General features: G+C 73.0%; 12 protein-coding genes, 1 tRNA gene and 1 pseudogene. 7 read left to right on the top strand and 7 right to left on the bottom strand.

The genetic code is table 11. From position 1 onward, the window contains the following. Positions 1–43 precede the first annotated feature (43 nt). Both DIZ27_RS35485 and DIZ27_RS35480 read left to right on the top strand, forming a co-directional pair. A pseudogene (locus DIZ27_RS35485) lies at positions 44–577 on the top strand (DUF475 domain-containing protein); the annotation flags it as partial. 157 nt (positions 578–734) lie between these two features. Beyond that, entirely contained in the window at positions 735–1,472 is a 738-nt protein-coding gene (locus DIZ27_RS35480; RefSeq protein ID WP_109382522.1) for a Tellurium resistance, read from the top strand. Between the two features lie 36 nt (positions 1,473–1,508). Here DIZ27_RS35480 and DIZ27_RS35475 read toward each other — a convergent pair whose 3' ends face one another. Next, positions 1,509–2,435 carry a TerD family protein gene (locus tag DIZ27_RS35475; protein WP_109382521.1) on the bottom strand — a complete coding sequence of 309 codons (927 nt, stop codon included), beginning with the start codon at positions 2,433–2,435 and terminating at the stop codon, positions 1,509–1,511. A 185-nt stretch (positions 2,436–2,620) separates the two neighbouring features. Here DIZ27_RS35475 and DIZ27_RS35470 point away from each other — a divergent pair, with 185 nt between their 5' ends. The 3 genes from DIZ27_RS35470 (at position 2,621) to DIZ27_RS35460 (ending at position 7,390) form a co-directional block, all read left to right on the top strand. After that, positions 2,621–3,787: an HpcH/HpaI aldolase/citrate lyase family protein gene (locus DIZ27_RS35470; protein WP_109382520.1), complete on the top strand. Its 1,167-nt coding sequence runs from the start codon at positions 2,621–2,623 to the stop codon at positions 3,785–3,787. Positions 3,788–3,899: 112 nt separating this feature from the next. After that, on the top strand, positions 3,900–6,578 hold the full coding sequence (locus DIZ27_RS35465; protein WP_109382530.1) for a phosphoribosyltransferase: 2,679 nt from the start codon (positions 3,900–3,902) through the stop codon (positions 6,576–6,578). Further along, positions 6,578–7,390, top strand: a complete 813-nt coding sequence (locus DIZ27_RS35460) for an HAD family hydrolase (RefSeq protein ID WP_109382519.1) — start codon at positions 6,578–6,580, stop codon at positions 7,388–7,390. Before DIZ27_RS35465 ends, DIZ27_RS35460 begins: the two co-directional genes overlap by 1 nt. Positions 7,391–7,458: 68 nt before the next feature. Here the strand turns inward: DIZ27_RS35460 and DIZ27_RS35455 are convergent, their stop codons facing one another. Both DIZ27_RS35455 and DIZ27_RS35450 read right to left on the bottom strand, forming a co-directional pair. After that, positions 7,459–7,686 carry a zinc ribbon domain-containing protein gene (locus DIZ27_RS35455; RefSeq protein WP_109382529.1) on the bottom strand — a complete coding sequence of 76 codons (228 nt, stop codon included), beginning with the start codon at positions 7,684–7,686 and terminating at the stop codon, positions 7,459–7,461. Positions 7,687–7,758: 72 nt separating this feature from the next. Further along, positions 7,759–9,201: a hypothetical protein gene (locus DIZ27_RS35450; RefSeq protein WP_109382518.1), complete on the bottom strand. Its 1,443-nt coding sequence runs from the start codon at positions 9,199–9,201 to the stop codon at positions 7,759–7,761. Between the two features lie 268 nt (positions 9,202–9,469). Between DIZ27_RS35450 and DIZ27_RS35445 the strand changes: the two genes are divergently transcribed. After that, a tRNA-Val gene (locus DIZ27_RS35445) sits at positions 9,470–9,541 on the top strand. 66 nt (positions 9,542–9,607) lie between these two features. Here DIZ27_RS35445 and DIZ27_RS35440 read toward each other — a convergent pair. Next, on the bottom strand, positions 9,608–9,961 hold the full coding sequence (locus DIZ27_RS35440) for a hypothetical protein (protein WP_109382517.1): 354 nt from the start codon (positions 9,959–9,961) through the stop codon (positions 9,608–9,610). Between the two features lie 106 nt (positions 9,962–10,067). Here DIZ27_RS35440 and DIZ27_RS35435 point away from each other — a divergent pair, with 106 nt between their 5' ends. Next, on the top strand, positions 10,068–10,307 hold the full coding sequence (locus tag DIZ27_RS35435) for a DUF2277 domain-containing protein (RefSeq protein WP_109382516.1): 240 nt from the start codon (positions 10,068–10,070) through the stop codon (positions 10,305–10,307). 43 nt (positions 10,308–10,350) lie between these two features. Here the strand turns inward: DIZ27_RS35435 and DIZ27_RS35430 are convergent, their stop codons facing one another. The 3 genes from DIZ27_RS35430 to DIZ27_RS35420 form a co-directional block, all read right to left on the bottom strand. After that, positions 10,351–10,953 (bottom strand): DedA family protein, encoded by a 603-nt coding sequence (locus DIZ27_RS35430; protein WP_109382515.1) that lies wholly within the window; start codon positions 10,951–10,953, stop codon positions 10,351–10,353. Positions 10,954–11,121: 168 nt separating this feature from the next. Next, positions 11,122–11,574 (bottom strand): DoxX family protein, encoded by a 453-nt coding sequence (locus tag DIZ27_RS35425; protein WP_109382514.1) that lies wholly within the window; start codon positions 11,572–11,574, stop codon positions 11,122–11,124. A gap of 292 nt (positions 11,575–11,866) precedes the next feature. Then, on the bottom strand, positions 11,867–13,570 hold the full coding sequence (locus DIZ27_RS35420) for an alkaline phosphatase D family protein (RefSeq protein WP_109382513.1): 1,704 nt from the start codon (positions 13,568–13,570) through the stop codon (positions 11,867–11,869). Positions 13,571–13,575 lie beyond the last annotated feature (5 nt).

The raw sequence follows: 13,575 nt of genomic DNA, 5'->3' as shown, positions 1-13,575 counted from the left end.
ACAAGGAGTATCGTCGGCTGCGTCAGATGTGTATATGTGACAGCTGATCACCTACATGATCGTGGGCGGACTCTCCGGCTACTTCGAGGACAAACTCGAAGAGGAGGAGGAACGCGAGCACGAGGAGGAGGAGAGGGCCGTGCGCGCCGGGAAGCCCCGCTCGGCGGTCGCGCTGGCCGGCAAGGCCGCGTTCTTCATGTTCCTCTACCTGGAGGTCCTGGACGCGTCCTTCTCCTTCGACGGTGTGATCGGCGCCTTCGCCATCACCAACGACATCGTGCTGATGGCCCTGGGCCTGGGCATCGGCGCCATGTACGTCCGTTCGCTGACGGTCTACCTGGTCCGCCAGGGCACCCTCGACGAGTACGTCTACCTGGAGCACGGCGCGCACTACGCCATCGGCGCGCTCGCCGCCCTGCTGCTCGTCACGATCCAGTACGAGATCAACGAGATCATCACCGGCCTGATCGGTGTCGTCCTGATCGGCGCCTCCTTCTGGTCCTCCGTGCGCCGCAACAAGGCGATCGCGGCGGCCGGGGGGACCCCGGAGAAGACCGAGGTCCCGTCCGGGGTGTGACTGCCCTCCGCGTGAGGAACGCTCTGTTCGGGGCGGCCGTCGAGGACCACTCCTCGGGGCCGCCCCGTCGGCCGTTGCGGGGGCGGCGGAACAGCGGGACGGCGGGACGGCACGGCGGCGGGGCCGGCGGGGTTCCACGAGCGGACTTGGGGCGGGAATGAGATTTCTGGACGGACTGTGGCGCGGGAAAGAGACCGCCTTCGACTCGGGCAACGCGGCCACCAACGCCATCGAGCTGACCAAACGGCACGCGCAGGTGTCCCTGACCAAACAGGGCGCGGCCAACGGCCATCTGCGGATCAACCTGAGCTGGCGGATGCGCACCTCCGACCTGGGCGGCGCCCAGCGGGAGAGCCTGCTGCGGCACCCGCTCAAGGCGCTCAAGCCCCCGGAGGTCGTCGCCCACAGCCAGAGCATGGTCAACGTCGACCTGGACCTGGGCTGTCTGTACGAACTCCAGGACGGCACCAAGGGCGTGGTCCAGCCGCTCGGCGGCTTCCTCGGCGACGTCAACGCGGCGCCGTACGTCAAGCTCAGCGGCGACGACCGGTTCGGCTCGGCCTCCGGTGAGACGATCTACGTCAACCTGGACCACCGCGAGCACATCAAACGCCTGCTGGTCTTCGCGTACATCTACGACCAGACGCCCGCGTTCGACCGTACGCACGCCATCGTCACCCTCTTCCCGAGCAACGGCCCGCGGATCGAGATAGGTCTGGACGAGCGCCATCCGCAGGCCCGCTCCTGCGCGGTGGTGATGATCGAGAACGTCAAGGGCGAGATCGTGGTCCACCGCGAGGTGAAGTTCGTCTACGGCTTCCAGGCGGAGCTCGACCGCCTGTACGGGTGGGGCCTGCAGTGGGGCCGCGGCTTCAAGTCGAAGGTGGACCGTTAGGGCCCCACCCGGGCCGGGGCCCCGTCGGACCGGGCCCTACCGTCCGATGAACTGAGGCCCCTGCGGGGGCAGACGGAAGTCGGGGTCGGGGGCGCCGGGCGCGGGGGGCGGGTAGCCGTAGCCGGACGGCGCTCCCGCGGCGGCCGCCGCGGGAGCCGCCTGCGGGTAACCGTAGGCGGGCCGCCCGGTCGTCTGCGGGTAGCCGTACGCCGGCTGCGCGGCCGGGGGCTGCTGCGGCGGATACCCGTACGCGGGCTGCGCCGGCACCCCTGCCGGCTGCTCGGGCGGCAGGGGCCCGGACAGGTCCGCCGCGGCCGGGGCCTGCGGCTGGGTCAGCGCGTCGGGACGGACCGGGGTCCCGGTCGTGCCGGACGTGTCCGGGCGGCCGGGGTCGGCAGCCGAGGGGTCCTGCGCCGCCTCCGACTCGTCCACCGAGATGCCGAAGTCCGTCGCCAGGCCCTTCAGCCCGTTCGAGTAGCCCTCGCCGAGCGCCCGGAACTTCCAGCCCTCCCCGCGCCGGTACAGCTCACCGCAGATCAGCGCCGTCTCCTGGCCCGTCTCCGGCTTGACGTCGAAGTACGCCAGCGGCTCCGCTTCGGGCGCCTGCGCGTCGAACAACAGGATGCGCAGCGTGTGCACCTGGTCGAAGGTGACGCCGTCCGCCGACGCCACCAGCAGGATCCGCCCCACGCCGTCCTCGACCCCGTCGAGGTCTGTCTGGATCGTGTCGGTCAGACCCTCGGCGACCCGCTTCTTGCCGAGCCGCCACACCGTGCCGGACGGGTGCCGGGGCTGGTTGTAGAAGACGAAGTCCTCGTCCGAGCGCACCCGGTCGTCGAGCCCCAGGAGCAGCGCGGACGCGTCCACGTCCGGCACACCCTGCCCCGGGGACCAGCGCAGGACGGCGCGTACCGTGGTGGCTTGGAGCGGGACGTTCGACCCCTTCAGCATGGCGTGCGTCATACGGTCATCCTGCCCTCTCCGTCCTGATCACGACAATGCGGGGGGTGGCGAGACGGTATGGGAACGACACGGTCGGGCCACCTCGAGTTCACACCGGGCGGGAACCGCCGACATCGTTCCGTACGTACTATTACCGGCCACCTTCCGACATTCCACAGCATGCCCAACGGCCACGGGGGAGTTCAATGCGTCACTTCGGACAGATCGCCCCGGCGGTGCGGAAACGTCTCTTCTACCGGGAGCCGGGCGTGTTCACGCAGGAGTCACCGGCCCAGCTGCTCTCCACGGCGCTGGGCGCCACGCTGTACAGCCCCGCGACCCGCCCCCGGCTCGCCGACGACATCGTCAAGCAGGCCGGGCGCGGTGTGGTCTCGATGGTGCTGTGCCTCGAGGACTCCATCGGCGACGAGGACGTGCTCGCCGGCGAGGTGAACCTCGTCCGTCAGTTCGCCGACCTGGCCGACCGGCCGGCGGCCGATCTGCCGCTGCTGTTCATCCGGGTCCGGACCCCCGACCAGATACCGGACCTCGTCCGGCGTCTCGGCCCGGCCCTCTCGCTGCTGTCCGGATTCGTTCTGCCGAAGTTCACCGAGGAACGCGGCGTGCCCTTCCTGGAGGCCCTCGCCCTCGCCGAGGCCGAGAGCGGGCACCGCCTCTTCGCCATGCCGGTACTGGAGTCGCCGGAGCTGCTCTACCGCGAGACACGCGTGGAGACCCTCGAAGGCATCCTCCGCGCGGTCGACAAGTACCGCGACCGGGTCCTCGCCCTGCGCCTCGGCGTGACCGACTTCTGCTCCCCGTACGGGCTGCGCCGCGGCCCCGACATGACCGCCTACGACATCCAGATCGTCGCCTCCGTGATCGCCGACGTGGTGAACATGCTGGCCCGCGCCGACGGCACCGGATTCACCGTGACGGGACCGGTCTGGGAGTACTTCCGGGTCCAGGAACGCATGTTCAAGCCACAACTGCGGCAGAGCCCCTTCCTGGAGGTACAGGCCGTGGAACTGCGCGCGACACTGATCGAGCACGCCATGGACGGCCTGCTGCGGGAGATCTCCCTCGACCGGGCCAACGGACTGCAGGGCAAGACCTGCATCCACCCCTCGCACGTGCTGCCCGTGCACGCGCTGTCCGTTGTCAGTCACGAGGAGTACAGCGACGCGCAGGACATCCTCCGGCCGGAACGCGACGGCGGGGGTGTCATGAGGTCGGCGTACACGAACAAGATGAACGAGGTGAAGCCGCACCGCGCCTGGGCCGAGCGGACCCTGTTGCGCGCCGAGGCCTTCGGCGTGGCCAACGAGGACATCGGGTTCGTGGAGCTGCTCGCGGCCGGCCTGGCGGAGTGACGTACCGGAGCGACGGCGAGAGGCTCGGAGAAGACAGTGAGAAGGCAGTGAGAAGGCAGTGAACGAGGCAGTGCGCCGTGAGGCGCGCGACGGGTCGCAGGCCGGCGCGGGCATGACCGGCGGGAGCGTCTGGCCCGGGAGCTGGGTCGCGGAGCGGCTGGGTGTCGAACTGGCCGGCGACGACCGGTTGACCGGGATGCTGGGCCTGGCCCTGCGCCGCAACCCCAAGCGGGCCCACCTGCTGGTGTCCAACGTCCTCGGCAAGCACGTGCCCAGCCCGCCGTCCGTCGTGTACGGCCACGGTGTCGCCCTCGGCCGCCGGGTCCGCGAACTGCTGGGCGAACAGGCCCACCGGGCCGTGGTCCTCGGGTACGCGGAGACCGCGACCGGCCTCGGCCACTCGGTCGCCGACGGCCTGGGCGTCGCTCCCTGTCTGCACTCCACCCGCCGCCCGGTCCCCGGGGTGGCCACGGCGGGCGGTTTCGAGGAGTCCCACTCCCACGCGACCTCGCACCTGCTGCTCCCCGAGGACGCCGGGCTGCTGGCCGGGGACGGGCCGCTGGTCCTGGTCGACGACGAGTTCTCCACCGGCAACACGGTCCTGAACACCATCCGCGACCTGCACGCGCGCCATCCTCGGCGGCGGTACGTGGTGGTCGCCCTGGTCGACATGCGCTCGCCCGCCGACGCCGGGCGGCTGGACGGGTTCGCCCGCGAGATCGGGGCGCGGATCGACCTGGTGACGACCGTGTCGGGCACGGTGCGGTTGCCGGAGGGCGTCCTGGAGAAGGGACAGGAGCTGGTGGCGCGGCACGAGGGTGCCACGGGGGGTGCTCGGTCGACTGCGGCGCCGTCCGGATCTGCGGCCACCGCCGCACGGGCGCGAGCAACCCAAGCCGGCCCGCACCCGAGCGACAAGCTCACGCGCGTGGATCTGCGCTGGCCCTCCGGCCTTCCCGACGGCGGGCGGCACGGGTTCACGCCCGAGCACCGCGCCCGCCTGGAGAGCGCACTCCCCGACATGGCGGCCCGTCTCGCGGAGGCGCTCCCCGACGGCGCCCGCCGCGGCCGCGGCCGCATACTCGTCCTCGGCTTCGAGGAGCTGATGTACGCCCCGCTCCGCCTCGCCCACGCGCTGGAACAGAAGCTGGCACCGGAACCGGAACCGGGGCAGAGGCCGGGGCAGGCGGCGGCCGGGGCGACCGGCACCGAGGTGCGCTTCTCGACCACCACCCGCTCACCCGTCCTCGCCGTCGACGACCCCGGCTACGCGATACGCACCCGACTGGTCTTCCCCGCCCACGACGACCCCGCCGACGGCCCCGGCGAGCGCTACGCCTACAACGTCGCGGGCGCCGGCTTCGACGCCGTCGTCGCGGTCGTCGACTCGGCCGCCGACACCCCCGCGCTGCACGCGCCCGGCGGTCTGCTGGCCGAGCTCGCCGCGCACACCCCGCAGGTCCTCCTGGCGGTCATACCGTCGTACGTCCCCGCGCCCTCTCACGGACCCGCCGGACCCGACGTACCCGCCGGACCCGACGTCCTCGAAAGGCCCGCCTCCATGCTGCCCGAGCCCCTCCGCGGCCCCGCCTTCTCCTCGTACGCGCCCGAGGAGGTCGGCTGGCTGCTCCAGGACCTCTCGGACGTCACCCTGGAGGCGCCGACCGAGGAGCGCGAGGAGGCCATCCAGAGCGGCGGCGCGCACTACGCCGAGTCGCTGCCCGTCGAGTACCAGCCGAGCGAGCAGTACCAGCGGCTGTTCCACGCGGCCCTGGAGGTCTCGGCGGCCCGCCTCGCCCACGCGGTCGGCGTGGTCACCGAGACCGTGCTCGCCGAACTCCCCCACTCTCGACTTCTCCCCCACTCTCGGCTTCGCTCGAGCGGGGGGACCCCCATGAGCGGGGGGACCCCCACACCCCGCCCGGTACTCGTCTCCCTGGCCCGCGCCGGCACCCCCGTCGGCATCCTGATGCGCCGCTGGGCCCGGCACCGGCACCAACTCGACCTCCCGCACTACGCCGTCTCCATCGTCCGCGGCCGCGGCATCGACGCCAACGCACTGCGCTGGCTGGCCGAGCATCACGACCCCCGGGACGTCGTCTTCGTCGACGGCTGGACCGGCAAGGGCGCCATCACCCGTGAACTCGCCCAGGCCGTCCAGGAGTTCGAGAAGACCCACGGTGTCACCGGCTTCGACCCGGAGATCGCGGTGCTGGCCGACCCCGGCTCCTGCGTACGGACCTACGGCACCCGCGAGGACTACCTGATCCCCTCCGCCTGCCTCAACTCGACCGTCTCCGGCCTCGTCTCACGCACCGTGCTGCGGGCCGACCTGGTCGGCCCGGACGACTTCCACGGCGCCAAGTTCTACCGCGAACTCGCCGACGCGGACGCCTCGGTGGCCTTCCTGGACGCCGTCTCAGCCCGCTTCCCCGAGGTCACGGACGCCGCCTGCGCCCAGGCCAAGGAACTGCTCGCCACCGACCGCACCCCCACCTGGGAGGGCTGGGCCGCCGTCGAGCGCATCAGCGAGGAGTACGGCATCCACGACGTGAACCTCGTCAAGCCCGGCGTCGGCGAGACCACCCGGGTGCTGCTGCGCCGGGTGCCCTGGAGGATACTGGCGCGGTCCGGGGCGGGCAGCGACCTCGACCACGTCCGGCTGCTGGCCGAACAGCGGGGCGTCCCCGTCGAGGAGGTCGACGGACTCCCGTACACCTGCGTCGGGTTGATCCACCCCCGGTACACGCGCGGCGCGACCGGCGCCGACGGCAGGGCGGTGACCCGCTGATGCCCGTCCTCGTCGCCAGTGACCTCGACCGCACGCTCATCTACTCCACCGGCGCGCTCGCCCTGGCCGTGCCCGACGCCGAGGCGCCCCGCCTGCTGTGCGTGGAGGTCTACGAGAGCCGCCCGCTGTCCTTCATGACGGAGACGGCGGCCGGGCTGCTCGCCGAACTCGGTGACAGCGCGGTGTTCGTACCGACGACCACCCGCACCCGCGAGCAGTACGGGCGCATCAGCCTCCCCGGCCCCCCGCCGGCCTACGCCATCTGCGCCAACGGCGGCCATCTCCTGGTCGACGGCGTGTCCGACCCCGACTGGCACGCCCGGGTGACCGCACACCTCGCCGCCGAGTGCGCCCCGCTCTCCGAGGTGCAGGACCATCTGCTGCGGACCGCCGAACCGGCCTGGACCCTCAAGCACCGGGTCGCCGAGAACCTCTTCGCCTACCTCGTCGTCGAGCGCCGGCTGCTGGACGAGGAGTGGGTGAAGGAACTCGCCGTGTGGGCGGAGAACCGGGGCTGGACGGTCTCCCTGCAGGGGCGCAAGATCTACGCCGTACCGAAACCGCTCACCAAGAGCGCGGCCATGCGTGAGGTCGCCCGCCGCACCGGCGCCGACCTCACCCTCGCGGCCGGCGACTCCCTCCTCGACGCCGACCTGCTGCTCGCCGCCGACCGGGGCTGGCGCCCCGGCCACGGCGAACTGGCCGACGCCGAATGGACGGCCCCCGGGATCACGGCACTGCCCGAGCGCGGGGTGCCGGCCGGCGAGCGCATCCTGCGGGAGTTCCTGCACACGGTGCGCGCGCCGCACTGACGGAACCGGCGAGGACCCCGCCGAGGGGCGGGGTCCTCGCCGTCGGTGCCGGGGAGCAGCCGGGCCCGTCAGCCGCAGCAGCCCCCGCCGCAGCAGCCACCACCCCCGCCGCCCCCGCCCGCGCGGGGTGCGGCGGCAGGGGCGGAGGCGGCACCGCCCACGGCGACCGTGGACAGGAGCTTCACCGTGTCGTCGTGTCCCGACGGACAGTCGGCCGGGGCGGCGGACTCCGCCATGGGACGGCTCAGTTCGAAGGTGTCGCCGCAGGTCCGGCAGCGGTACTCATAACGAGGCATGAGCACAGGCTAACCGGCCGCCCCTGTTCGTGGCGGGGGAGCGGGGCGCGGGAGCGACGTGCCGGTCGGGCCCTAGCCTGCGGAGCCGCCGCGGTCCTCGCGGATCAGGGCCACCACCTGTGCCACCGAATCGCGGACCGCCTCCGTCTCCGTCAGGAAGTGCCAGTAGTCGGGGTGACGGCCCTCCAGGGCGTCGACGGCCCGGTCCAGGCGGGCCACGGCGGCGTCCAGCGGTCGGGCGTGGCGCGGGTCCGGGGTGTGGCGGCCGGCCATGGCCAGGCGCTGGGCGTCCCGGACGGCGAAGCGGGTGCGTTCGATCTCCTGCTCGGGGTCCTTCTGCACGGCGTTCAGCCGGCGCAGCCGGTCACCGGCGGCGGACACGGCCTCGTCGGTCGTGTTCAACAGCGCCCGTACGGTCGACAGCAGGGCGGTCGCGTCCGCCCAGCGCTGTTCCTCACGCGCGGTCCTCGCCTCGGCGAGCCTGCCCTCGGCCTGGCGCACGTGCTCCGCGGCCACCTCGGGGACGCGCTGCAGGTCCTGCCAGCAGGCGGCGGTGAAGCGGCGGCGCAGCTCGCTGAGGACGGGTTCCACCTGTGCGGACCGGGTGGTGAGGGCCTGGGCGCGGGTCCGCAGGGAGACCAGTCGGCGGTCGGTCTCGGCGGCCCGTTCCGGCAGCCGCTCGGCCTCCGCGCGGACGGCCTCGGCCTGGCGCGTGACCTGCTCGGCCCGCTCGAGGGTCTGCGGCACACCGTGCTGCCCGGCACCCTGGTTCAGCTTGGTCAGCTCCGGGGAGAGCGCGGCGAGCCGGGCGGCGAGATCGTCGGCCCGCAGCCCCGACCCGCGGGCGGTGTCCAGTGCGTTCGACGCGGCGAGCAGGGCCTGCCGGGCACGCTCCACGGCGGGCGCGAGCCGGGCCAGCTGGGTCTCGGCCTTGCCGAGGAGGGGGCCCAGTCCGTCGGTGAAGCGGTCCAGTTCCCGTTTGACCCGGTCGAGCTCGCCCTTGGCGGTGGTCAGCTCGGTGCGGGCCCGGGAGGCGACCGAGGCCTCCAGGTCGTCGCGGTCCAGGTCATGGGCGTCGACGGCCTCGATGTACTGGTGACTGGCCTCGTCGATACGGCGGCCGAGTGCCTCGAAGTCGGCGACGGCCCGGCGGGCGGCGGGGGAGCTGTCGACGGCGGTGATCGTCTCGATGGAGATCCGCAGGTCCCGCTGGGCGGTGTCGAGCTCGTAGAACGCGGCCGCCGCCGCGTCCTTGGCGGCCTGCGCCTCGGCCCGCTGGTTCTCGGCCCGCCCGCCGAACCAGCGCCGGGTGCCGCCCCCGGCGAACGCGGCGGCCAGCGTCGGCGCCGCCACCAGCGGCAGGGCCAGCAGGGCGAGCGTGTCCCGGAGCGGACCGGCCGCCCGGCGAAGGCGCACCGGGCGAAGGCGCGGCCACGAGGGAGGAGACAGAACACCACGCGTACGGTGCACGCGTGGTCTCGACGGCGAGTACGGCTGCTCTGGTGTCGCCGTCACATCCCTCTCCCGTACTGTCGTTCGCCCTGCCGGTGCCATTGTCCCACCGGTGGAGGACGAACACACGGGTCGGTCAGTTCGCCGTACGGACCGTGAGACTTCCGTCGCCGGTGTGGAGGTTCAGCACACGGGAGCCGGTGTCGTCACGGGGCATCCCGGAGGAACCCCGGTGGCAGGGTGCCGGGCCGTCGTCGGGGCGGGTGTTTACCGGACCGCGCCCCGGGCCATGTAGGCTGTCGATTCGGCCTGGGCGGTGCGTCCGGGTCCCGGGTGCGTAGCTCAGGGGTAGAGCGCCTGCCTTACAAGCAGGATGTCGGCGGTTCGAAACCGTCCGCGCCCACCGTGTGACGATCAAGGGCCTCCGGAGACGTTCCGGGGGCCCTTCTCGCTGTGGACGGCGGCACCCTCACGGGGACTGCTCCGTGCCCTCCGGCGGGTTCTCGTGGGCGTGCTTCAGCCGGGAGCGGGCGCGGACCCGGTCGGCGCCGGTGAGTTCGGTCCAGTAGCGATGGGTGCTGACGAACACCACCAGCTCGTGCTCCCGGCGCCGCAGCTTCTCCACCTCGGCCTGTTCGTCGTCGGTCCAGCCGGGCGAGGCGGGGCGCTCGACCCGGCGCCAGCCGGTGTCGTCGCTGAACCCGTCGACGGGCTCCACCGACCAGGGAAGCCGCTTCAACAGGGTCGACAGCTCGGCTTGGACCTGACGCAACTCCTCCTGACCGGCGAGGAGATCACTCGGGAAGTCATAGGTCGCAGCCACACCTCGATGATACGCCTGTTCGATTTTGGGTGGCGAGTTGCTCGGGGGACTCCCCGGTGGTTCACCCTCGTGGCCCGCGGGGGCCCGGCGGGGTCAGACTGGGGGCATGTGCCGGAGTATCAAGACCCTGCGTCCGCCCGCCCTGCCCGAGGAGGCCACCGAGGACGAGATCCGGGCCGCCGCCCTGCAGTACGTGCGGAAGGTGTCCGGCTTCCGGGCGCCGGCCGCCCACAACCGCGAGGTCTTCGACCGGGCCGTGGACGCGATCGCCGAGGCCACGGCCGACCTGCTGGACGGCCTGGAGGTGCGCGGCGCGGGCGCGAGTGCGGCGCGGGAGGCGGGGTGAGCCGGCGGCCCCGGTCCACCACGACGCCCCGGACGCGCCGTCCCTACGAGGCCTCCGCCGGTACCGGGTGCCGACGCACCAGGTAGGTCGCTCCCGCGCCCGCCGCGAACAGCGCGCCGACCGACACCGCGGTGGCGAGCCAGGACGCGCCCAGCCAGTGGGCGCCGAAGTAACCGAGGGCCACGCTGTAGGCGGCCCAGGACAGGCCCGCCAGCGCCGACCAGGGCAGGAAGTCACGGGCCCGGCGGCGGGCGGCACCCGCCCCGAGCGAGACCAGCGAACGGCCCGCCGGGGCGAAACGGGCGAGGACGACCAGGCCGCCACCGCCCCGGGCCAGCGCCGAGCCGAGACGTTCCTGCGCGCCGGTCAGCCGACGGGACCGGGCGATCGCCCGGTCCAGACGGGCGCCGCCGCGCCAGGCGAGACGCCAGGCGACCAGGTCGCCCAGGACGGAGGCGGTGGCGGCGCAGAGGGTCAGCGCCAGGATGTCGGGCACGTCGGTCGCGGTGCCCGCGGCGGCGGCCGTGGCCGCCGTGATCACCAGGACCCCGCTCGGCAGCACCGGCAGGAACACGTCGAGCAGGACCGAGAGGGCCACCACCGCGTAGACCCATGGACTGCCGACCAGCGACCCGAAACTCTCCACCCGAACTCCCCATGGCTCCCCCGTGGGCCAGACCGTGCCGCGTCGTCGCGGGGGGAGCGGCAGGGGTGGCCTTGACAACCGACGAGCCTACGCCGGGCATGTGACGGAAAGGTCACGGGAGGTTCGTGTGCCCGGTGCCTGGAGTTCGTGTTCCGGACTGTCGGGTCGTCAGGCGGCGACCGGGGTCTGCTCCGTCGGCTTCGGCTGCGCGGCGCGGGCGCGCCGGGTGAACAGCCGGTCCAGGCCGAAGGCGCCGGAGCCGGTGAACACCAGCAGGAACATGGCCCAGCAGTACATCGCCGCGCCCTCGCCGTCGTTCTGGACGGGCCACAGGGCTTCGGGCTGGTGCACGCTGAAGTAGGCGTAGGCCATGGCGCCCGACGAGATGAACGCGGCGACGCGGGTGCCGAGTCCGAGCAGGACCAGGCTGCCGCCGACGAGCTCGATCAGGCCCGCGTACCAGTGGGGCCAGGCGCCGAGTTCGACGGTGCCGCCCTTTCCGTCCGTGCCGCCGAGCGCACCGAGCAGTGCGACGGCGCCGTGGCAGGCGAACAGCAGCCCGACGACGATCCGGAACAGGCCGAGGGCGTACGGCTGGGCGCTGTCGAGGCGTCCGGACATGGGGGAGGTCTCCTTCGGTAGGCCGGCCCGGAAGGGACCGGTCCGGGAACGGAGCCGAGCCGTGGGCCCACGTCAGGTGCCCCTGACTCATGCTCGCGAGATCACCATGTGGCCGCGGGGGATCGCCTCCCTGGAAAGGCCGATCGTCCGCCGCCGCACGTGAATACGGCTCCGCCCCCGCCCGCGCGTTCAACGGTGTGGCCGAACCCACACTCCGTGTCACAGTCATCCCGCGGGCAACTCGCATTGATCTCAGGGATTCTGACGTGACATCACCCGGCCACCACCCCCGCTAATCGCTCAGCCGGAGCTCCGCCACCGTCCTCAGTCGCGCCCCCGTCTCCCGTCCGCTTCCGGTCTCCGGCCTCGTCTCCCCCGGCTTTTCCGTGCGTGCGTGGTCCAGTCGCAGCACCGCCGAACGCCCCCGCAGCGTCAGCGTCATGAGCTGGTTGCCGAACCAGGGCCCGCCCGTCCTGCGCCACGTGACCGGCGGTTTCCCGGACCCCCCGTGCCGGGCGAAGGCGCGGCCCAGGGCACGGGCGGCGGCGCTCCAGCCGAAGCGGAAACCCAGCCGGATCGACAGGGGAATGGAGTTGTGCACGGGGGAGCAGGTCAGCTGCGTCACCCGGGCGTCCGGTTCCCGCCCCGGCCAGCTCGGCTCGGCCGTGTACGCGTGGTGGACGTCACCGGAGAGCACGGACACCGTCGCCGGCGCGTCCGGCCCCGTACCGGCCTCGGCGATCAGCTCCGCCAGCTCTCCGAAGGACTCCGGGAACGCCGCCCAGTGCTCCAGGTCCGCCGCGCGCCGGAGCCGCTCCCCGAACCGCGCCCACCGGGGGCCCTTGTCACCCCGGCACAGCACGGAACTCCACGCCTCGACGTCGTGCACCAGGTGCGGCAGCAGCCAGGGCAGGGACGTGCCGATGAGGAGGTGGTCGTACGAACCGGGCTCGTCCCGTACCTGTTCGCGCAGCCACGCCGCCTCGCCCGGGTCGAGCATTGAACGCTCGCCCTCCGTCAGGACGCGGGCCGCCCTGCTGTCCACCATCAGCAGCCGCACCCGGCCGAAGTCGCGCCGGTAGCTCCAGCGGGTGGAGGCCGTGTCCGACTCGGCCTCGGCGGCGAAGGCACGCAGCGCCTCCGTACCGTCGGGGCTCTCCCGGACGGACGCGTACAAGGGGTCCGCCGCCAGCTCGCGCGGGGAGAGGTTGCCCAGGTGCTGGTACACCCAGTACGACATCAGGCCGCTGCGCACCCGCTCCCCCCACCAGGAGGTGGCGCGCATGTCGGCGACCCAGGAGGCGGAGGTGTTCCAGTCGTCCGCGACGTCGTGGTCGTCGAAGATCATGCAGGTGGGGACGGTGGACAGCAGCCAGCGCACCGGGGGGTCGAGCCAGGACTCGTCGTAGAGGTGGGTGTACTCCTCGTAGTCCGCCACCTCGCCGCCCGGGGGGTCCTCGAGGCCGCGGCGGGCGGCGAGGTACGCGCGGGTCGCGTCGGAGGTCTCGTCGGCGTACACCTGGTCTCCCAGGAGGAGCAGCACGTCGGGCCGCTCCCCGTCCGGGTCGGCCGCGATGCGGGCGGCCAGGGCGTGCAGCGCGTCGGGGCCGACGGGGTCGTGCTCGCCGGTCGGCGGGGACGCCCAGTGGCAGGAGCCGAAGGCGACGCGCAGGCCGCGGCCGGTGGTGGGGCCGGTGGCGGGAGCGGGGGTGGTGATGACGGAGGGCGGGAGGGACCGGAAGGGCTCCTCCTCGGCCGACGGCCACGCGCGCGTGCCGTCGAGGAACACCTCGTACGGCGTCGCCGTGCCCGGGGTCAGGCCGGTCACCTCGACCAGTGCGTAGTGGTGGCCCGCGATCTGGAAGGTGCGGGCCGTCCCGCCGGACCCGTCCGCGCAGCGCACCTCGGCGGTGCCCGGCCGGCTCGTCTCGGCCCAGACGGTCGCGGAGGAACCGTCGACGTACCTCAGCAGTGGCCCGAGGCGCAGTGCGGTCATGGTGT

The organism is Streptomyces sp. NWU339 (genome assembly GCF_003143855.1).
GTDB lineage: Bacteria > Actinomycetota > Actinomycetes > Streptomycetales > Streptomycetaceae > Streptomyces.
Note: the sequence above shows the minus strand (reverse complement) of the source record. Positions and strands in the feature narration are given on the sequence as shown.

What these genes read in the sequence shown, in the direction of transcription:
- DIZ27_RS35465 (WP_109382530.1), top strand. Translation starts at nt 3,900, where the DNA reads ATGACCGGCGGGAGCGTCTGGCCCGGGAGCTGGGTCGCGGAGCGGCTG.
- DIZ27_RS35455 (WP_109382529.1), bottom strand. Translation starts at nt 7,686, where the DNA reads ATGCCTCGTTATGAGTACCGCTGCCGGACCTGCGGCGACACCTTCGAA.
- DIZ27_RS35470 (WP_109382520.1), top strand. Translation starts at nt 2,621, where the DNA reads ATGCGTCACTTCGGACAGATCGCCCCGGCGGTGCGGAAACGTCTCTTC.
- DIZ27_RS35480 (WP_109382522.1), top strand. Translation starts at nt 735, where the DNA reads ATGAGATTTCTGGACGGACTGTGGCGCGGGAAAGAGACCGCCTTCGAC.
- DIZ27_RS35435 (WP_109382516.1), top strand. Translation starts at nt 10,068, where the DNA reads ATGTGCCGGAGTATCAAGACCCTGCGTCCGCCCGCCCTGCCCGAGGAG.
- DIZ27_RS35460 (WP_109382519.1), top strand. Translation starts at nt 6,578, where the DNA reads ATGCCCGTCCTCGTCGCCAGTGACCTCGACCGCACGCTCATCTACTCC.
- DIZ27_RS35420 (WP_109382513.1), bottom strand. Translation starts at nt 13,570, where the DNA reads ATGACCGCACTGCGCCTCGGGCCACTGCTGAGGTACGTCGACGGTTCC.
- DIZ27_RS35425 (WP_109382514.1), bottom strand. Translation starts at nt 11,574, where the DNA reads ATGTCCGGACGCCTCGACAGCGCCCAGCCGTACGCCCTCGGCCTGTTC.
- DIZ27_RS35475 (WP_109382521.1), bottom strand. Translation starts at nt 2,435, where the DNA reads ATGACGCACGCCATGCTGAAGGGGTCGAACGTCCCGCTCCAAGCCACC.